This is a genomic window from Daejeonella lutea (assembly GCF_900168015.1).
In the GTDB taxonomy this organism is placed as follows: domain Bacteria; phylum Bacteroidota; class Bacteroidia; order Sphingobacteriales; family Sphingobacteriaceae; genus Daejeonella; species Daejeonella lutea.
This window is the reverse complement of the sequence record NZ_FUYR01000001.1, coordinates 499,774-519,568: the sequence shown is the minus strand read 5'-3', so window position 1 is coordinate 519,568 and position 19,795 is coordinate 499,774. Positions and strand designations below refer to the sequence as shown.

At 43.2% G+C, this 19,795-nt stretch carries 15 protein-coding genes; 8 read left to right on the top strand and 7 right to left on the bottom strand.

The window, feature by feature from the left end:
• Window positions 1-6: 6 nt before the first annotated feature.
• From B5X60_RS02320 to B5X60_RS02305, 4 genes are all read right to left on the bottom strand, one after another.
• Window positions 7-273 (bottom strand): TFIIB-type zinc ribbon-containing protein, encoded by a 267-nt coding sequence (locus B5X60_RS02320; protein WP_079701011.1) that lies wholly within the window; start codon window positions 271-273, stop codon window positions 7-9.
• 46 nt (window positions 274-319) lie between these two features.
• On the bottom strand, window positions 320-820 hold the full coding sequence (locus B5X60_RS02315; RefSeq protein WP_079701009.1) for a DUF4251 domain-containing protein: 501 nt from the start codon (window positions 818-820) through the stop codon (window positions 320-322).
• Between the two features lie 124 nt (window positions 821-944).
• Window positions 945-3,080 (bottom strand): xanthine dehydrogenase family protein molybdopterin-binding subunit, encoded by a 2,136-nt coding sequence (locus B5X60_RS02310; RefSeq protein ID WP_079701007.1) that lies wholly within the window; start codon window positions 3,078-3,080, stop codon window positions 945-947.
• Window positions 3,081-3,084: 4 nt separating this feature from the next.
• Complete coding sequence (locus tag B5X60_RS02305; protein WP_079701005.1) at window positions 3,085-3,543, bottom strand: (2Fe-2S)-binding protein; 459 nt, start codon at window positions 3,541-3,543, stop codon at window positions 3,085-3,087.
• Window positions 3,544-3,942: 399 nt separating this feature from the next.
• On the opposite strand from B5X60_RS02305, the gene B5X60_RS02300 reads away from it, so the two are divergent.
• The 7 genes from B5X60_RS02300 to B5X60_RS02270 all read left to right on the top strand — a co-directional run bounded on the left by B5X60_RS02300 (window position 3,943) and on the right by B5X60_RS02270 (window position 13,148).
• Entirely contained in the window at window positions 3,943-5,226 is a 1,284-nt protein-coding gene (locus B5X60_RS02300) for an amidohydrolase/deacetylase family metallohydrolase (protein WP_079701002.1), read from the top strand.
• 10 nt (window positions 5,227-5,236) lie between these two features.
• Entirely contained in the window at window positions 5,237-6,544 is a 1,308-nt protein-coding gene (locus tag B5X60_RS02295) for an amidohydrolase/deacetylase family metallohydrolase (RefSeq protein WP_079701000.1), read from the top strand.
• A 178-nt stretch (window positions 6,545-6,722) separates the two neighbouring features.
• On the top strand, window positions 6,723-7,970 hold the full coding sequence (locus B5X60_RS02290) for an amidohydrolase/deacetylase family metallohydrolase (RefSeq protein WP_079702275.1): 1,248 nt from the start codon (window positions 6,723-6,725) through the stop codon (window positions 7,968-7,970).
• A complete protein-coding gene (locus B5X60_RS02285; protein WP_245803449.1) occupies window positions 7,930-10,161 on the top strand; it encodes a phosphocholine-specific phospholipase C in 2,232 nt (743 codons plus the stop codon). Before B5X60_RS02290 ends, B5X60_RS02285 begins: the two co-directional genes overlap by 41 nt.
• 3 nt (window positions 10,162-10,164) lie before the next feature.
• Window positions 10,165-10,617, top strand: coding sequence for a GNAT family N-acetyltransferase (locus B5X60_RS02280; RefSeq protein ID WP_079700998.1), 453 nt, complete (start codon window positions 10,165-10,167; stop codon window positions 10,615-10,617).
• A 74-nt stretch (window positions 10,618-10,691) separates the two neighbouring features.
• Window positions 10,692-11,096, top strand: a complete 405-nt coding sequence (locus tag B5X60_RS02275; RefSeq protein ID WP_079700996.1) for a hypothetical protein — start codon at window positions 10,692-10,694, stop codon at window positions 11,094-11,096.
• Window positions 11,097-11,453: 357 nt separating this feature from the next.
• Window positions 11,454-13,148, top strand: coding sequence for an aminotransferase class V-fold PLP-dependent enzyme (locus B5X60_RS02270; RefSeq protein ID WP_079700995.1), 1,695 nt, complete (start codon window positions 11,454-11,456; stop codon window positions 13,146-13,148).
• 179 nt (window positions 13,149-13,327) lie between these two features.
• Here B5X60_RS02270 and B5X60_RS02265 read toward each other — a convergent pair whose 3' ends face one another.
• Both B5X60_RS02265 and B5X60_RS02260 read right to left on the bottom strand, forming a co-directional pair.
• Window positions 13,328-15,139, bottom strand: a complete 1,812-nt coding sequence (locus tag B5X60_RS02265; protein WP_079700994.1) for an ATP-binding protein — start codon at window positions 15,137-15,139, stop codon at window positions 13,328-13,330.
• Window positions 15,140-15,217: 78 nt separating this feature from the next.
• On the bottom strand, window positions 15,218-16,177 hold the full coding sequence (locus tag B5X60_RS02260; protein WP_245803448.1) for a sialidase family protein: 960 nt from the start codon (window positions 16,175-16,177) through the stop codon (window positions 15,218-15,220).
• A gap of 329 nt (window positions 16,178-16,506) precedes the next feature.
• Here B5X60_RS02260 and B5X60_RS02255 point away from each other — a divergent pair, with 329 nt between their 5' ends.
• Window positions 16,507-18,057 (top strand): DUF4127 family protein, encoded by a 1,551-nt coding sequence (locus B5X60_RS02255; protein ID WP_170878362.1) that lies wholly within the window; start codon window positions 16,507-16,509, stop codon window positions 18,055-18,057.
• 18 nt (window positions 18,058-18,075) lie between these two features.
• Here the strand turns inward: B5X60_RS02255 and B5X60_RS02250 are convergent, their stop codons facing one another.
• Window positions 18,076-19,785 carry an FAD-dependent oxidoreductase gene (locus B5X60_RS02250; protein ID WP_079702273.1) on the bottom strand — a complete coding sequence of 570 codons (1,710 nt, stop codon included), beginning with the start codon at window positions 19,783-19,785 and terminating at the stop codon, window positions 18,076-18,078.
• Window positions 19,786-19,795: the final 10 nt, after the last annotated feature.

Here is a 19,795-nt window from a genome sequence, read left to right as displayed (position 1 = left end):
GTATAACTAGAAGTCAAAAATGTCGTCAAGGAAGGATTTCTTCTTCTTGTGCGGATTTGCACGGTAGTAGTCGTCATCGTGTTTATTGTACTCGTATTTTCTTGAATCTGACTCGTAGTTTTCTCTTTTAGAATAGTGCTCGGCAGAACGCTCTGTGATCTTTTCCAACTCGCCACGATCCAGCCAAATGCCACGGCAATCCGGACAATAATCTATTTCTATTCCTTTTTTATCAGTGATCAGCAAGGTAGTCTGGCAGTTCGGACATTTCATAGTATAGTGGTTTTAATAGATTCAAATTTAAAAATTATAAATTGGTTCAGTTAGCACTTTTCTGATTAGATGTAATCGTACCGTAAAAAGAAATAGGTTGACGATTGACGCTGTTGACTTGCAGCGTACTGTACCCTGATGGTGACACCGAAAGGGTAAGCATGTCAGGATCATCAGGACTGTTAATTTTTATCGTTACAGTCTTTCCGCCCCGTTTTGAAGTTTTTGTCTCATAAGTAAAATCAGCGGATGAAAACATCAGCGGACTCTGGGTAGATCCATATTGTGACCGAAAGGCTACACCAAAATAAGGAAGAAAGCTTTCTAATGAGTCCTTATAAAAACTAACCTGGTAATTCGATGAGTTCAGGCGGATATTCCCGCCAGTCATGGGGGTCGCTGTTTCCGCAAGGAATGTGAAATTCTTACTATCCAGCAGCTTTCTAATTTCCGCTTCCTTTTCAGATCTATTTTGAGCAACAGCAGAGCCTGCAATTAAAACAAACAAGGCTGCAAGCTGTAAGAATGTGAATTTAAACCGTTTCATAATTGTAAAACTAGATAGTATTAGAACGTTAGAAACTGGGAAAACGTTTGTCTAAATAAAAAAACCGGTCTGTTATTCCAGCCGGTTTTGAACAATAATATTCACAATTCGAATTGGATTCTACCTAACTAATCGCCTTAAAAACATCCTGGTCTATAAATGGTTGGCTCCTTAAGCGTTTTCCAGTGGCTTTAAAAATAGCATTGGCCACGGCTCCGCCAGTTGGAGGTAGCGCAGGCTCCCCTAACCCAGTTGGGTCGATACCATTATCAACAAAATGAGTTTCCACTTCAGGGATCTCTTTCATTCTGATCAGCCTGTACGTATTATAATTCTTTTGTTCAGCGGCGCCATCTTTGAAGCTTAGTTTACTATACATCGCATGTCCAAAGCCGTCAACTACACCACCCATTACCTGCTGACGTGCGCCACCCAGGTTAACCACCTGACCACAATCCGCGATGGCAAATATTTTCTTGACTACAGGCATCCCGCTTTGCATTTCTACTTCCGCTACCTGAGCCACATACGATGCATGAGAGAAGTACACACTGAAACCCTGAGATACGTTTTTGTTCTTACCCCATCCGGATTTTTCCGCGGCAAGCTTAATAACGCCGATCATACGGTTTATATCATAGCGGATATCCCCAACCGGCTTCGCTTTAGCTTTTTCCAACAGCTCCAGTCTGAAAGCCACCGGATCTTTGCCGGCGGCCTGTGCCACCTCATCTAAAAATGACTGCTCAGCATAAGCGAGGAAGTTGGTAATTGGAGCACGCCATGCGCCTGTAGTAATTGGGGATTTATGCTCTACCGAATCAATTAAAAGGTTATCAACTGCGCCTGAAGGGAAATTATTTTCGCGGGTAGAATTACCTGAATTTATGCCCACTCCTCTCAATTTATATCCAGTCAAATTTCCTGAAGCGTCTAAAGCTGCTTCAAAACGATAGCGGACAGCAGGACGATATACTCCGCCAGTCATATCATCTTCTTTACTCCACACCAATTTTATCGGCGCTTTCATTAAGCTGGAAACTTCAGCGGCTTCCAAAGCGTAGTCGTTTTGTAACCGTCTGCCAAATCCTCCACCCAAACGGGTTAGCTGCAGGGTGATTTTATCTTCAGGAACATTTAGAAGTTTCGAAACCTGTGATCGTGCACCTGCCGGCGTCTGAGTTGGACCAATCAGCTCAATACCATCGGCACGCACATCTGCGAAAAAGTTCATTGGCTCCATCGGACTGTGTGAAAGAAAAGGACATTGATATTCTCCCTTTACCACTTTGGCTGCATTTTTAAACGCAGCATCTACGTCCCCATCTTTTCTCCTTACCGTTGCAGTCCCGGTATCCATCAAGGACAGAAACAATTTATTATGATCATCAGTACTTTCTATCGCCCCATCCTTTTCATATTCAACCTTTAAGAGCTTTCTTGCTTTCATAACCTGCCAGGTTGATTTACCTACGACTGCTACGTTATTTTTAAAAGTAACCACGTCCACAATACCCGGCATGGCTTTGGCGGCAGCCGCGTCAACCGACTTAAGTTTCATACCAAAAGACTCCGGACGCTGTACCATTGCGAAAAGCATTCCTTCACGATAGACATCCATCCCGAAAAGCGGCTTTCCGGTAACTATTTTCTTGTTTTCAACGTTTCGGACCCGTGTTCCGATGATCTTGAAATCCTTGCGGTCTTTCAACTTAACATCTGTTGGAACTGGCACTTTGGAAGCAGCTTCAGCCAAGTCGCCATATCCGGATTTCTTACCCGAAGGATGAGTCACAAAGCCGATTGCTGCCGAACATTCGGCTGCAGGGAATCCCCACTTTTGAGCTGCGGCCTGAATAAGCATCGCTTTAGCCGTTGCACCTGCCGTTCTCAATAGTTTCCATGAGTGAGGAACTGCACCGCTTCCGCCTGTAAGCTGGCGTTGAAATTTATTATCCAGGTTTGCCTGCAAAACTTTTACTTTGGTCCAATCGGCTTCCAGTTCTTCTGCGACAACCATTGGGAAGGAAGTCATGATATTTTGCCCAAGTTCAGGATTTGGGGACATGATAGTTATTATCCCATCTGCCGCGATCGACAAATAGCTGTTGAACCCTATATTCCCGGCTGCTATTGCTGAATCAGCGACAATGACCGGGGCAGCTTCAACATTAAACCAGTTAAACCCAAGCACCAGACCGCCGCCGGTCATAGCGCTCTTTTTTAAAAAATCACGTCTGCTGTTTGTTACATTTTCCATAAGGTCAGGCTTTAGTACTTGCTAATTTAACAGCTTCACGTATACGATGATATGCACCGCAACGGCAAATATTTCCATGCATAGTATTTGCAATATCTTCGTCAGACGGCTTTGGTGTTTTCTTTAGCAGCGCGGCAGCAGTCATTATCTGACCAGCCTGGCAATAACCGCATTGTGCAACATCCACTTCATCCCAGGCCAACTGTAGCGGATGGTCCCCTTTCTCTGATAAACCTTCAATTGTTAAAACTGGTGAACTACCAACAGCAGACACAGGATAAACACATGAACGGGTTGCACCTCCATTAACGTGGACAGTGCAAGCACCGCATTGAGCTATACCGCAGCCATATTTGGTTCCAACCAGGCCAAGATGATCACGAAGCACCCATAAAAGTGGAGTGTCAGCCTCAACATCAGCCTGGAGCATTTTACCATTGATTTGAAGTTTATAAGTAGGCATATCTTTTAAATTAATGAACCAAAATAATTAATTTTTTGAATAATATAGTGTAACATATCTGCGTGGTGGACATTCATCTGAAACCACAGTTAGCCAAACAATTTTGAGTCAGCTAATAATAACCCTCATTGCAAGAATTATTTCGTAGAAAATCGATAAATTTAAAATCATGTAAGGGGAAAGATTTGCAGAAGCAATTATCCTGAAAATTCTATTCGCCAATCCTGGTTATACTCCAGGATTGTAATACGCCAGATTGCCAAAATCAGGATCTGCAGCAAGTAAGAACCATAATGGTAGCGAGGTAATATCTCATAGCACTCAACATCTCTGGTAACATTTCTATAGGTACACTTTTTACCTAAAATTCTTATTTATATTAGAACATATTTAATCCATATGGCACTAAACAATTACAAAAAACTGAGCAGAGCATTCTTCGCCGCAGCACTATTAACTATTTCGGGCATTTCGTTGGCCGAGGCCCAGGAAATCGACCTACTTTTAAAAGGTGGCCACGTCATTGATCCAAAAAATAATATTAACGGAATAATGGATGTGGGCGTCACAGCAGGGAAAGTTTTTAAGGTTGCTGCGAATATCCCGGTAAATACGGCCAGGAGAACGGTCGATGTAACTGGGCTGTATGTTACTCCTGGAATAATTGATATGCATACTCACGTTTTTGAAGGCAACGAACCTGGATCATACATCGCTGACGGCCATACAAGCGTCAATCCTGATGCTTTCAGTTTCAGATCAGGAGTAACTACGATGGTCGATGCCGGGTCATCTGGATGGCGGAATTTCAGGAAGTTTAAAGAACAGACCATAGACCGGTCCCAGACGCGTGTTTTAGCATTACTTAATATTGTTGGGACGGGAATGTATGGACGATTTGAAGAGCAGGATGTAACTGATATGAATCCTGAGATGACAGCTAATATGATAAAACGACTGTATCCTAAAATCCTGGTCGGCATCAAAGCTGCACATTATTGGGGTGGCTTTACACAAGTAGATAAAGCTGTAGAGGCCGGCAAACTGGCGGAAGTGCCGGTTATGGTTGACTTTGGTGAACACAACCCACCTAATCCGATCAAATCGCTTTTCTTGGAACACCTGCGTCCGGGAGATATTTTCACGCACACTTATTCTTACGGCCCTACGGCCCGTGAAACTGTTGTGGACGAGGATGGGAAGGTGAAACCTTTCATATTTGATGCTAAAAAGCGAGGAATCATTTTTGACGTCGGCCATGGCGGAGGTGCCTTTTCATGGCGGCAAGCTGTTCCAGCGGTTAAACAGGATTTCAAACCGGATGTTATAAGCACCGATTTACATGCAGAAAGCATGAATGGCGGAATGAAAGATATGGCAAATGTGATGTCCAAATTTTTGAATATCGGAATGACATTACAGGAAGTGATTCAACGGTCAACCGTATCACCTGCGAACGTAATCAAACGTCCTGAACTTGGAAATCTCAGTGTGGGTGCGGAAGCGGACATCGCTGTTTTTAGCCTGCAGAAGGGTAATTTTGGTTTTCTGGATGTTCGCCGCACACGGGTTAATGGAACCCAAAAACTGCAGGCAGAGCTTACACTTAGGGCCGGACGAGTTGTTTGGGATCTTAATGGCATAGGAAGCCCTGTTTACGACCCAGCTTCAAAAACAAATTAACCCTTCCGACATGCTTATCTTCACCGATCCACTTCTCAGACGTATAACTCGACTCCTAAGTCTTGGAGTGCTTTTGACGATTCCAGTCATATCTCAAGCCCAACAAATAGACCTCCTGTTGAAGGGCGGGCACGTCATCGATCCCAAAAACAAGATTGATTCTAAGATGGATGTGGCAATCGTTGACGGAAAGGTCTTTAAGGTAGCTGCTGACATCCCGGCAAGCGCGGCGAGGAAGACTGTCAATGTCACCGGCCTATATGTTACACCAGGACTTATTGATATTCATGGGCATGTTTTTCATGGAACTGAACCTGACCATTACCTTAGTAACGGCCTTGATGCCCTTCCCCCTGACGGTTTCACTTTTCGCTCTGGTGTAACAACCATCGTTGATGCAGGCGGCGCAGGCTGGAGGAACTTTGATGTGTTTAAAAAGAACGTTATTGATGTGTCTCAAACGCGTGTCCTGTCCTTTATAAATATCGTAGGTGAAGGCATGCGTGATCTGGTTGCTTATGAACAGAACACGTCCGATATGGATCCAAAGCTGACGTCAAGCATCGCAAACAAGTATAAAAGCCTGATAGTAGGTGTAAAAATTGCGCACTACATCGGCCATGATTGGACTCCGGCAGACAAAGCAGTTCAGGCTGGCACAATCGCGAATATCCCCGTCATGGTAGACTTTGGAAAAGCTAATCCTCCTCTTCCTATCGAGGAGCTTTTTATGAAGCATCTTCGTCCGGGAGATATATTCACTCACGTTTTCCGTTATGATCGGGAATTTGGACCGGATGGTAAAATGCTTGAACACAAGCAGGCGATCGTCGACATGAAAACTAAAAAAGTTAAGCCTTTTGTTTTTGAAGCACGCAAACGCGGGATTATATTTGATGTAGGTCACGGTGGCGGAAGTTTTATGTGGAGCCAGGCGATTCCGGCCATGCAGCAGGGATTCGCTCCTGATGTTTTAAGTTCAGACCTGCATACTGGAAGTATGAATGGCGGTTTTAAAGACATGGCTAACCTGGCATCTAAGTTTTTAAATATTGGCATGTCCTTGCAGGACGTTATCGCTGCCTCTACCTGGAAACCTGCAAATGTGATTAAAAGAACAGAGCTCGGGAACTTGAGCGAAGGGACAGAAGCAGATATCGCAGTATTTAATCTAAAAACCGGCGACTTTGGATTCTCCGACTCAAACGGGATAGCGATAAAAGGAAAACAAAAACTCGAGGCGGAGTTAACTATCCGAAAAGGCAGAATTGTTTGGGACCTCAACGCAATAAGTGCGGCTTCTATGCCTGGACAATAGAAAACGAATGTTAGTAATAAGGACACAATCACCCTTCGCTTTACCTGTCCCTAGATACTGCTGTTTTTTGCTCACTAGGTAGCAGACCTGCGACATGACAAATAAAAGCAATAACGATTTGCTAAGAAATGGATTTGATTTTCAAACAATAAAGACGTTTATCAATAAAGTATATAAGATGAATCGATTCAAAAACCCTTCAATTATTTTTGCTGCTGTTTGCTGTTTACTAACTCCCGCCTTTGTAAATGCGCAGGAATTCGATCTTCTATTGAAAGGTGGACAGGTTATTGACTCGAAAAACAACCTGAATGCAAAATTGGATGTCGCTATAACTCAGGGCAAGATATCAAAGGTGGCTGCAGGTATACCGGCAAACTCTGCTAAGAAAGTGGTTGATGTAAGCGGAATGCTAGTAAGCCCCGGTTTAATTGATATTCACACTCATGTCTTTACGGGTCCCACTGCAGGATTTGCCAATGGCTCATCAAGCGTCAAACCAGATGACTTTACTTTCCGTGCAGGGATAACCACAGTTGTGGATGCTGGCACTTCAGGTTACAAGAGCTTCCCGGCGTTTAAAGAGCAGGTTATTGACAGATCGCGAACCCGGGTTCTTTCTTTCCTAAATGTTTTTGCACCAGGGATGATCGGTGGTAAGGCAGAGCAGGATACAATGGATATGGATCTTCAAAAGGCAGATGAGCTTATCAAAAAATATCCAGATATTATTGCAGGTGTTAAAATCGGACATTATTCTGGCAAATCATGGAGCCCATTTGATGCAGCATCGAAGCTCGCTTCATCTAACAATCGTCCTCTTTTTGTCGAATGTCACATAACCGAATTTTCGCTGGAGGATCAATTAAATCATATGAAACCGGGTGATATTATTACACACGCCTATGAGAATGTGTCTGAACGGATGCCTGTTGTTGACGAAAGAGGTAACGTGAGGCCATTTGTAATGGCAGCACAAAAGAGGGGGATCTTATTTGATGTTGGTCATGGAGGAGTGGGATTTTGGTTTAATCAGGCGGTTCCGGCCGTAAAACAAGGTTTGTTACCAAATACCTTTGGAACCGATATGCATCACAACAGTGTGAATGCGGGAATGAAAGACATGCTGAACCTGATGTCGAAATATTTGAACATCGGAATGTCCAAAGAAGAAATTCTTAAGCGCGCAACATCCGGGGCCGCAGAGGCTATTAGACGGCCGGATTTAGGAAATTTAAGCGTGGGTTCCGTTGCGGATATCGCTGTGTTAAGAGTCAACACCGGGAAATTTGGGTTCATGGATGCCGCTGGGTACAAACTTGAAGGTGATAAGAAGTTTGAAGCTGAAATGACGGTAAGGAATGGCAGAATTGTATGGGACTTGAATGGCACAAGTGCCGTTGGATGGAGTATGGACAAGAAATAATATGTCAAAAGTTAACAGAAGAAAATTCATTAAACTATCAGCCGGAGCTACTGCAGCTGCTTCAGTTTGGTCTTCCTGGCTGCAGGAAGCACTTGCGGTCGAAGCTAACAATGCAACGCGATCCATTCGGGATGTCGAGCACATCGTTATCCTCATGCAGGAGAATCGTTCTTTTGATCATTATTTTGGGACAATGAAAGGAGTTCGTGGATTCGGAGACCGATTCCCTATTCCGCTGGAGAGCGGAAAACGCGCATTCTTTCAATCTGATGGCAACAAGGTCATTCCACCGTATCACGCAAACAAAAAAACTACCAATGCGGCTTTGATAAATGGTACGCCACACGACTTCCCGGATATGCAGGCCGCATGGAATCAGGGGAAATATGGCTTTTGGCCTCTTTATAAGACGCCTTACTCCATGGCCTATTACACCAGAGAAGAAATACCTTTCCAATATGCGCTAGCTGAATCTTTTACAATTAGTGATGCTTACCATTGTTCAGTAGCTACCGGTACTGATCCAAATCGGATCGTTTTCTGGTCGGGTTCAAATTTTGATCCTCTGAAAAGGGCACAAGGAATTAATTGTACTGATCAGGATTCAGAACCGGTAAACATCAGGTGCTGGATTCGGGGCAAAATGCCCGATCCGGGATACACCTACCGCGGAAATGCCTTCAATTGGCCAACAATACCCGACGTTCTGCAAAAGGCCGGTGTGAGCTGGCGCATCTTCCAGGATCCTAATAATAACTGGACTGGAGCAATGCATGGATGTCTGGCTTTCGAGAGCTTTAGAAACGCAAAACCGGGTTCGCCTATCTATGAAAATGGTATGCGGCACTGGACTATAAAAGACCTGGAAGAACAGGTTAAAAACAATACACTTCCGCAGGTAAGCTGGGTTTTGCCATCTCAAATGGACTCGGAACATCCAGGGGCACCTTCAAGTCCATACCGTGGTGCTGATTTTACTCACGAAGTATTATCAGCAATTACATCAAACCCGGAAGTGTGGAGCAAAACAGCTTTTTTTCTAACGTTTGATGAGAACGACGGGCTTTTTGATCACCTGCCTGCACCTGCTGTGCCATCGTACAATCTAGATAATACACTTGCCGGAAAATCAACAATCGATCTTGCCGGAATGTATTTTAACAATGACAAGGGTACAGCGCCCTTCCCTAACCCGTTTAATGCCGACTCGCCGAACGCTGCTGATAGAGCGAAGACGAGGACCTATCAGGATAAGAGGGATACAATCAGTGGAAATATCCGACCATGGGGTATGGGGCCGCGGGTGCCAATGTATATTATTTCTCCATGGAGCAAAGGTGGCTGGGTAGATTCTCAGGTAGCTGATCATACTTCCGTAGGGCAGTTCATAGAAAAAAGGTTTGGCGTGGTTATTCCTGCCATTAGTCCATGGCACCGGGCTGTAAGCAGCGATTTAACATCCGCATTTGATTTCGCCAGCCCTAATGATCCTGCTTTTCCCCAAATGCCTGCTACATCAGAGTATGCATCCCTTGATGCAGCGTCGAAACTATTGCCTAAAGCTGAGGCTCCGATGGCGGCTTCACCATTGTTTCAGGAAAAAGGTACTCGGTTTTCAAGGGCACTACCCTATCGTTTGCAGACGCAATTTGAAGAAATAGAACCTGCTGATCAGGTCAGAATATCCTTTGAAAACAAAGGTACCGCTGGAGCCGTATTTCATGTGTATGACCTTTTACATCTTGACCGAATCCCCCGCCGTTATACGGTTGAATCCGAGAAATCACTAGCCGACGAGTGGGATGTTTCACAGAATCATGGGGCTTATGATCTGGAGATCTATGGGCCTAATGGTTATTTTCAGAAATTTACGGGGAATATCAAGTCACCGCAGCCCATGGTATCGCTGAGCTACAATTACAAAAAAGGATCAATAACAGTAAAAATCGATAACAATAATCCTATCTCCCTTGATGTGAGCATCGCTGCGAATGCATACAATCACAGCGTTCCTGCCCCATTCAAGCTTGAGTCCGGCAAGAGTAAGAAAATGGAATGGACTTTAACCAATAGTGGAAATTGGTATGACTTCTCGGTGAAGTCTGCCGGCACATATTCATATAGATTTGCCGGGCGAATCGAAACAGGAAGGCACAGTATATCAGACCCTGCGATGGCAGCGGAGATCTAAGTTATGATAACACTCATTCGCACAGAATCAGACAATCAGGATTTTAGGGAACTTGTGAAGCAGCTCGATGCTGATCTGGCAATCAGGGACGGATCCGAACACGAATTTTATGCTCAATTTAATAAGGTGGACAAAATAAAGCACGTTGTAGTGGCCTATGAAGATGATATCCCGGTAGGTTGTGGTGCGATAAAAGAACTGACCTCAGAAGCTATGGAGGTTAAACGAATGTATACCATTCCTGCAAGCCGGGGAAAAGGAGCTGCAAGCATGGTATTAAGCGAACTGGAAAGATGGTCGGCAGAGCTAAATTACAAGACCTGTCGGTTAGAAACAGGCAAAAAGCAGCCTGAGGCAATTGCCCTGTACCTTAAACAAAACTACAAGATCATTCCGAATTACGGACAATATGCAGGTGTGGAAAATAGTGTGTGTTTTGAAAAATCAATCCAATAGCAGAGAAATAGTTATCTGACCAAAATAATGTATATTGGATTCATAATGAGAGCTATGTCCCCAAAACGACGCACATGAAAAAGCCGATTATTTACAATCCGGTTATTAAAAAGCCTGGACGCATTCCATTAATCCTGGTCGGATTCTTAATCATAATGGGCATTGGATTACTCACTTTCAGACCAGTACCGATACTGCCCGAAAATGCTTTAGTAGTTTTTAAGGGCAAAGTTGTTGAAATTTATGAAGGTGGTGTTAATGATGTAAATTTTAAAATTGAAGGGCGTGACGAACTGTTCTATATCAATCGCGGCCTGGAAAAAGGACTTAATTTGCAAGAGCTAAAAGCACAGCTGATTAATCAGAAAATTACTGTTAAATATCCTGATCACTGGACGCTTCTTAATTTCAATAAAAGGAATATTCACATATCAAAAATTGAATATCTGGGAGAAACTCTTTTCACAGAAGTAAATTAACGGGCCTCGGGTTAATGTCATCAAATGACTTCCAGGATAGTGAAATAACTAATTCCTGATAAAATGTAGATCCATGAGTCAGGTTGAACTGGTGTATAAATTTTATTAGGCAAGAAAAACCTGATTTTTTCCGGCTAATCGCAGTGTACGACTAAAATTTCTTTGGATCGGCTGGAATTGTGGGCAATTTCTGTAACAATCTGTGAGTTTTTTGGTTCTTGCCCTTACTTGTAACATTAATACTACTTATATTAGGATAATTTCTTTCCTCAAGTACATAAATTAGTTAACTCATTCTCCGGATGAGAAGATACGCGCAAAACAAAATTTCAATATAACCTAAAACAAACAAATTAAATGAAACGTAGAGACGTTATTAAAGGTCTGACATTACTCCCATTAGCGGGCGGAGTTGTTGGAAGCGCTCAGTCAGCAAGTGCAGCTGAAGGTGCTGGCCTGCTTGGAATCCTGGGTGGGGAATCTGTTGTCGATGGCCCGCTAAAAGCTGGAGCTCAGGTTTATCAGTCAATCGGCGTTGAGCCGGTAATTAACTGTCGGGGTACTTTTACTATTATCGGAGCTTCTACATTAGTACCGGAAGCCAAAGAAGCTATGCAATATGCGGGCAATTATTATGTACAGCTTGATGAGCTTGCAATGGGTGTAGGCAAAAGGCTAGCCGAACTTTCTGGTGCAGAATGGGGCGTTGTTTCATCCGGTTGTGCAGGTGGTATGAAATTAGTGACAATTGCTGCAGTTACAGGTGGAAATCCTGAAAAATTGGTTCGCATTCCCGATCTGACCGGGATTGAAAAAAATGAAGTGATTATCCCTAGAGGTTCACGTAATGTGTATGATCATGCCGTACGTAATGTGGGGGTAAAAGTAATCACTGTAAATACTCAGGAGGAACTGGAGGCTGCTATCAATCCGCGCACAGCAATGATATACATGATGTCAGGCAGACCGGATGCTACAGGACCATTATCTTTGAAGGCAGTTGCAACAGCAGCTAAAGCCAAAGGTGTACCGGTTCTTGTTGATGCAGCAGCGGAAGCATTAACATTAAACCCGAATGTTCACCTGCAAAATGGTGCAACTGTTGTGGCTTATAGCGGAGGTAAGGCCATTCGTGGTCCACAGAGTGCTGGTTTGTTATTAGGCGACAAAAAGCTTCTTATGGCAGCATGGCAGGCAAGTGCTCCTCATCACGGACCAGCACGTGACAACAAAGTTGGCAAAGAAGAACAAATAGGTATGCTGGCTGCTGTTGAAGCTTGGGTAAAACGTGATCATCCGAAAGAAGAGGCGACCTGGACAAGCTACCTGGAGAACATTGCAAAACGTGTTTCTACCATAGATGGTGTAACAACAAATATTCGTCAACCTCAAGGTCTTGACAATCGTACGCCAAATCTAACTATATCCTGGGATCCAAATAAATTTAATGCTACTGGTGCAGATATTTCTACACTTTTGTCGACAACTAAACCGCGTATCGCCATGAGTTCAGGCGGTGGTGGCGGCGGTCGCCCTGGAGCAGCTGCAGGCACTGCACCGGCAACACCAAGCACTTCTATTTCGCTTGCAGCGTGGATGATGCAGCCGGGCGATGATAAAATCGTTGGAGATAGGATCTATGCAGCCTTAACTGCTAAACGTCCGCCGCTTGTGGAAACTATGGCAGCTCCCGCCGCAGATTTGAAAGGACGCTGGGACGTTACAATTGACTATTTCAATGAAAAGAGCGCTCACAAGTTTATCATCGAGACTCAGGATGGGAATTTCATGAAAGGATCGCATCAGGGAACTTTCACGACAAATGAGCTGGTAGGTACTATAGAGGGGAATGAAGTCAAATTCCAAAGCTCCTCGAGAATGCTGGGTGATAACGTTCCATTTACCTTTTCAGGAACCGTTAATGGCAATGACATGACCGGTAAAATCCATCATGGTGAATACCTGACTTCTACATTCACCGCCAAGAAGTATGTGTATCCAACAGGTAAACAAAAGATTACTGTACCAGTGGGGCCGCCGCTTTCAAGTTAAAAATCACAACCCTAATATTAGATACCCCGTTTTCGTAAAGATTACGGGGTATTTTTTTGCGCCTGGAAATGGACCAAAGAGTTGTGAGATGCCGAAAATATTAGAAGCTCAATGCTATCGTCAGAATTACAATGCGGCAAAGCCTCCAAAGCAACACGTAGATTATCCCACTATCGAGTTTACGCGGTATTTTTCTGTAAGGTCTCCTCGATAATCTGGGGGGAAACGATATCGATTGCCTTCAATTTTCGATATAAATCATCTGAGTTAAAGGGCTTGTTGATATAGTCATTCATTCCAGCTTCCCTTATTTTAAAGCTTAAATCATTCGAAACCGAGGCCGTTAATGCGATGACAGGGATAGAGGCCTTACTTTTATCACCCAAATTCCGAATAAGGCGGGTAGTTTCATAACCGTCCAGCAAAGGCATATGGATGTCCATGAGAATAACGTCAAAATTATTCCTTTCTATCTTTTCGAGAGCTTCATGCCCATTCTCAGCGAAAACGGGCTTATTATCCCAATTGGAGAATATTTTTTTAATAAGCAGGCTGTTTATAGGATTATCTTCAACTACGAGGACGGAAAGTTGGCTGAGATCATAAATAATCTTACTTGTATTCTGTGCTGATGCGTCGTCGGAAACAGCCGCCTTAAACGATATCTCAAAAACGAAATCAGATCCTTTACCTACAGTACTCGCAACTTTAATGTCGCTTTCAAAAAGCTTTAATAAACGCTTAACTATAGTTAATCCCAGGCCTGTTCCTCCAAAATTGCGGGTTGTACTGGATGATGCCTGGGTGAATGCTTCGAAAATTACTTCCTGCTGCTGGGTTTCGATACCAATACCTGTGTCTGAAACGGTAAACCGTACATCAACAGATTCGGGATTTAGGTGGATAACTCTTACTTCTAACGATACTGTTCCCTTGTGCGTGAACTTAACGGCATTTCCCAGCAGGTTATGGATTATCTGGGTCAATCTAGTCGGATCTGTTATTACATAATTTGACTTCAGTGCCTCGTCAATATTAGTGACCAAATGCAAGCCTTTTTCCTCAGCCTGAAACCGCATTCCAGAGCAGATATCTTTAACCAGAGAATATAGGTCCACATTTATTGCTTCCAGATTAAGTTTATCAGACTCCATCTTGTTAAAATCCAGTATGTCGTTTATCAGCATATGTAGGTTCATTGCTGAGAAGTTAACAATCTTCAGGTTTTCCGATTGTTCGTCGCTGTATGGTGAGTTTAATAGCAGCTGTGTCATCCCTATCACGGAATTAAGTGGTGTCCTTAGTTCATGTGACATCGTTGACAAAAAATCTGCCTTTGACTGCACAGCAAGGTTTGCTTCCTTAACGGCCTTTTGCAGCTGTTTGTTCAGCATTTCTTTCTCAGCAACGTAATTATTCAGAGCCTGGTAGTAAAGAAAATGTGCAATAACAATTGTCAAAAAGTTAAGCACTACAACGATTTCATAAGATGGTGAGGCTAATTCTTCAGGGGCAATACCGCTAAACTTTACGCCATTTCCAATAATCAAAAGCCCGGTGACCGGCAATACCGCTAAAAAAGAATAAATCAGGGCCCAACGCCAGTTAAACAAATAAAAACTGCTCAGAATAATTGTGACGACTACCTGGATGGTAACGATATTTATGGTTTGTGCGGTTACAAACACATTCGACCATGTCAGGGACAGCGCAAGCCAGATGAGGATGACACCTACCTTTCCTGCATAGTGTCTGCTTATCAACAGAAATTTTAACAACACAGCAAGTACGCCTAGAAAGAGAACGATACGGATAATTTGCACATCCTGGTTATGTATAACGGCTCCAGGAAGCGCAACAAGAAGTTTAATGATGGAAAATATTGTAATTGCAAAAATGATGCTTATCCTGGCTTTTTTAAGGCTATCCGGCTCCGTATCAAGTACTTTAGCCAGAGATAAGTTAAAAAAAGGGAGAGTGCGTTTTGTCATTGATCCTTAAATATAAGAATTTTTAAACCAGCAATTAAAAAACTTCCCCGTCAGTATATAACCATCCTGTTCAATCGATTAAATCGGCTCGAGAACAATATGTTTTATGTTCTTTCGGTCGAAGGTATAAGTAATATGAACTTTTCCATCGAGGGTTTGAATGATTGCAGGATAGCTATATTCTTCTTTTGTACCGTCTTCAAGCAGGGCAATATCAGTCCATCTTTTCCCATCCTGAGAAAGGGCTGCAGATATTTTATAACGGCCGTTAAACCATTCCTTACCAGGAACGAGAGGATTATACACAATAATTTGAGCGCCATTTTTTAGACTAACTGCATCCGTTCCTGAGTTTGGATTCAAGAGTTCTGTTCGGCTTAATTTACTCCAGGTTTCTCCCTGATCATTTGACCAGGATTCAATAACATTTCCATCCTTGCTCCGGCAGAGAATTTGTAGCCTTCCGTCCGGATATTCAAGAATACTAGGTTGTATCACATTAAAATGTGTTTCAGGATCGACTGGTATTATTTGCCAGGTCTTACCATTATCTTTTGAACGCTCAATATGCACTTTCCAGTCCTCTGTTTTGCTTTCGGTGCTTGAAGGAGAAAGTATTATATCATTCTTTAACTGTATGGGCTTGTTTTTAACCGGGCCAATAATCCCGTCTGGAAGTCTTACTGCAGACGTCCAACTTTTACCCGCATCTAAAGATGTTTTGTACATACCCCACCATTCTCTTGGGTTTGGACCAACTTTGTAAAAAAGAAATATCTTACCTTCATTAGATTTGAATAATACAGGGTTCCAGCAAGGATAAGTTTGACTTTCATTCATCACACCGTCCGCAATTTCTATCGGCCTCGACCATATATCTTTTTCATTTGACGACATCCAAATTTTGACGTCTTTATTGCCTTCATGACTTCCTCCAAACCAAACGGCTAACAGACTTCCGCGGTTCGTTTCTAAAAGGGAAGAAGCATGACATTGCGAGAAGGGCACCTTGTCGAAAATGAATTCATTTTTGATCATTTTCCATCTATTTTGCGCGGTGACAGATTGGCAGAACAGGAAGGTCACGCATGTTACAATGCACGATATTGTTTTAATATTCAAATTTTTATGTGTTTTATATAACATATTGGTTTATTATTTATCTTCCTTAAAATACTTAACATTCTAGTTTCAGTCACCATCAAATGCCGCTCAACTATTCCCTCAAAAAGAAATAAATAGAGTACATTTCCGGCAATTCTATCGATTTCAGTTTTTGTTAAAACAATTTCATTAGTTTTAAATATATCAATTTCAACTCCCCGATGAACACTTTTTGGCGAATTATTATCCTACTTCATATTACAATGATTTCATTCAAGTCTATGGCGCAGGAGACGGGGACAAAGATACTTCTGATTCCTCTTGATGACCGGCCACCCTGCCTTCAGTTCACCCAGAAATTGGGCATGATAGCTGATTGTGAAGTAGTGTCTCCTCCCAAAGAAATGCTCGGAAAATTCACTAAACCGGGTGAACCGGATAGAATTATTGACTGGATTCGTAAACAAGACCTGAAATCCTTTAAGGCCGCGATAATATCCCTCGATATGATCGCGTACGGCGGTCTGGTAGCTTCGCGAGTAAACGAAACTAGTTTGGCTGTAGCAGAAAATAGACTAAAAATCCTACATGAAATTAAAAGGAAATCTCCAGGATTACCGATTTACGGACAAAGTGTGATCATGCGCCTTGCCCCTACCAGTGATGGTAAAAACGAACCATATAGAGAAAAACTTGCCAGATGGGCAGATATTTCCCCTTATCCGATTAATAAACTGGAAACTGAAAAGTTAGAAAATGATATCCCTGCAGACGCATTGAAAAATTATAAACAGGCAAGGCGTAGGAATCTAACTTTAAATCAGGCAGCGGTAGAGCTTATTAAGACTGGCATATTAGAATATCTTATCCTTTCGCAGGATGACGCCAAACCAAAAGGCGTCCATGTCGCGGACCGGGAATTACTGAGCTCTTCAGTCGCAAAAAGCAAACTCGGCGATAAAATCATAATTCAACCTGGAACAGACGAAATTTCCATGCTACTCCTATCCCGGGCATTGAATAAATTAAATGCTACCTCTCCAAAAGTCTTTGTGAAATACTCATCTGAAAGCGCTGCAAATTCAGCAATGCCTTTCGAAGATCGGCCCCTTCGAAACACAGTGACCTACAACATCGTCGCGGCAGGAGCTACGGAAACTTTAAATCCAACACAGGCTGATCTGATTTTTTATGTTTTTGCCTCCAGAGCCGATGAAAGTCGCGCTGAAAGTTTTGCTTTAGAAATCAACAGAGATATAACTGACAAAAAGCATGTTATGATTGCAGATATAGACCCGAAAGGCAATATTCAGGGGGGCGACCCGACTTTCGCGAACGCATTGATAAAGATGAAAGTTTTTACCGAGGTATATAGCTACGCATCATGGAATACGGCCGGCAATACGGTTGGCACTGCTCTCCCCCAAGGTCTTATATTCAATCTTGCAGAAAAGAAAATGTTCGAGAATCAAGCGCAGAAAATGCTAACCTGGAAAGCGCAAAATTGGTTTACTATGCACCGTCTGCTGGATGATTATTTATTTCATACGATAGTCAGGCCAAAAGCGAACGAATATTTTAAGCAAAGTAATCGCTCGGGTTTCGAGAGAACAGAAAAAGTTGCCAGGGAAGTTGAAACTTATGCCAGAGAGCTGCTTGAGCCAATGTTTATTACACTTTCAGATATTTACTTGAAAAAAAGGCCTGGTAGCATTCAGGAAGACATCGAATGCCGGCCAGCCAATTTGAAATTTTCTTTACCCTGGAACAGAACTTTTGAAGGAGAGATAGAATTCGACATGGTTTGCCATTGATTCAGCTTAAAATAAAAATCAACTTTTCCATTCTGTTTCAACGCCTTGCGAACGAATAAACTCCTGAAATTTTATGAGGCGTTCTTTATCGTCTCTGATCTGGTAGGGAACCTGGCCGTTTTTAAGCCCGTAGGCAACCAGTAAGCCAACCGCCTCGCCAATGCTCCACTCAACCGGATGAAGCCTGTAGCAGCCGTTTGTAATATGTGTAGTGCCTATATTTTTACAGGCTGGCAATAAGTTCTCCATTCGCTTCGGCAATAAAGACCCCAAAGGTATTTGAAATGGTAGGGATGCAAAATCAATATAGTTCTGTTTGCGGCTGCTGGGATGAAGGTCAATATGATAATAGCCAACTCCAACACTATCATAGAAATGTGCTGCCCTTTTCCCAGCCTCAGCTCCTGCTACCCTAACCCGGTTTGCCTGACCAACATGCTCCTCAAGAACGGTGAATTGTGCCTTGATCCGTCGGGCTTCTCGAATGTACGGGTACTTCGCCAGCCCGTCCTCAGTGCCCATGATGTCTTTTCTCAACCTTAAGCCTGGCCAACCTTGTTTTCCATCGGGCCGTGGAGCTTCCGTTTGAAGCCAGTGGAACAAAGAGAGACTTAGCTGCTTAGCCCGGGCGACATGGTGAGAAAAGTCCTTTTCCGAAACACCTACGATGTTTCCAAGGGTGTAATCATTCTGCGGCCAGTTTACTGTAGAAATATCCCCGCCGTAAGCGCCAGGTGTGAAATTTTCTTTTGCAAGGATTCGACGATAATTCCACAAGTTCAGGTATGGGTCAGTTGGGGTTCCATCAGGATTGAATCCCAGGGGCTTTTTTTCAAGCGTTTTCGGATTCGAATAACTGAGATCAAGTAATTTTCCTGGCCAGGCGGGAGTCATATCTGGAACCAGATTTCGCCAGAATTCATATTCGGCTGGCTTATCACCAACATTATTGGTTCCCGGAATGTAGTCCATCGCGAAGCACATCGTGAAGGCCTGGTGGTTGTCTGGATCAGCTTTTTCAGGAGCATGCAGTTCACGGGTTTCAGCTCTGGATTCAGTCCCAGTTACGAATTCTGTACCCGTGAGTGGCAAGAGGTCGCCCATTTCAGTAGCATCTGCAAAATATGGTGCTGTAAGAATAGTCTCATTGCCAGTCTGTAAGTTAAAAACCTTCAAAGCTTTCACCTTGGTTCCTGAATAGTCGGCTGATTTCACCTTTGTGTCAAGCAGGATCGTCAATTTACCGGAACTAACATACGGACTCAGCATTTCATTCAGTACTGCCAGGGATACTTTCGGCTCATGGCATAATTCTGAAACCACGGCATTTCCGGGGTTGAAATATACCTTTTCTTTTGCTTTAGGTGTAACAGGATAATTCCTTTTATAATAGTTTCTTACGGAAGATCGATAAGTGCGATAGGATTTCGGTGACCCATGAGTTTCGATCCAGATATGTTCGTCTGGTGGAACACCCTGAGAGGTTAGCTGCCCTCCTATCCAATCGGTTTCTTCAGTCATGATCACTGAAAGGCCGTTGCGTAAAGCTGCCAGTGCAGCTGCACAGCCTCCTACCCCACCGCCGGCGATAACGAGATCGGATGCTAGCTCTGAACCCAAATTAGCAACGTTAAAGTCAGATCGAAAGTCAGCCAAAGCAGAAAATCCGCCGGATGTAATTCCAGTAATTCCCAGTGACGTAAGAGTTATGAAATTCCTTCTTCTCATTTGAATTAAA

Excerpts from the sequence above, each read along its gene's own strand:
- B5X60_RS02300 (WP_079701002.1), top strand. The coding sequence starts at position 3,943 with ATGGCACTAAACAATTACAAAAAACTGAGCAGAGCATTCTTCGCCGCA.
- B5X60_RS02315 (WP_079701009.1), bottom strand. The coding sequence starts at position 820 with ATGAAACGGTTTAAATTCACATTCTTACAGCTTGCAGCCTTGTTTGTT.
- B5X60_RS02280 (WP_079700998.1), top strand. The coding sequence starts at position 10,165 with ATGATAACACTCATTCGCACAGAATCAGACAATCAGGATTTTAGGGAA.
- B5X60_RS02310 (WP_079701007.1), bottom strand. The coding sequence starts at position 3,080 with ATGGAAAATGTAACAAACAGCAGACGTGATTTTTTAAAAAAGAGCGCT.
- B5X60_RS02305 (WP_079701005.1), bottom strand. The coding sequence starts at position 3,543 with ATGCCTACTTATAAACTTCAAATCAATGGTAAAATGCTCCAGGCTGAT.
- B5X60_RS02295 (WP_079701000.1), top strand. The coding sequence starts at position 5,237 with ATGCTTATCTTCACCGATCCACTTCTCAGACGTATAACTCGACTCCTA.
- B5X60_RS02260 (WP_245803448.1), bottom strand. The coding sequence starts at position 16,177 with ATGATCAAAAATGAATTCATTTTCGACAAGGTGCCCTTCTCGCAATGT.
- B5X60_RS02285 (WP_245803449.1), top strand. The coding sequence starts at position 7,930 with ATGGCACAAGTGCCGTTGGATGGAGTATGGACAAGAAATAATATGTCA.
- B5X60_RS02265 (WP_079700994.1), bottom strand. The coding sequence starts at position 15,139 with ATGACAAAACGCACTCTCCCTTTTTTTAACTTATCTCTGGCTAAAGTA.
- B5X60_RS02255 (WP_170878362.1), top strand. The coding sequence starts at position 16,507 with ATGATTTCATTCAAGTCTATGGCGCAGGAGACGGGGACAAAGATACTT.
- B5X60_RS02275 (WP_079700996.1), top strand. The coding sequence starts at position 10,692 with ATGAAAAAGCCGATTATTTACAATCCGGTTATTAAAAAGCCTGGACGC.
- B5X60_RS02250 (WP_079702273.1), bottom strand. The coding sequence starts at position 19,785 with ATGAGAAGAAGGAATTTCATAACTCTTACGTCACTGGGAATTACTGGA.
- B5X60_RS02290 (WP_079702275.1), top strand. The coding sequence starts at position 6,723 with ATGAATCGATTCAAAAACCCTTCAATTATTTTTGCTGCTGTTTGCTGT.
- B5X60_RS02270 (WP_079700995.1), top strand. The coding sequence starts at position 11,454 with ATGAAACGTAGAGACGTTATTAAAGGTCTGACATTACTCCCATTAGCG.
- B5X60_RS02320 (WP_079701011.1), bottom strand. The coding sequence starts at position 273 with ATGAAATGTCCGAACTGCCAGACTACCTTGCTGATCACTGATAAAAAA.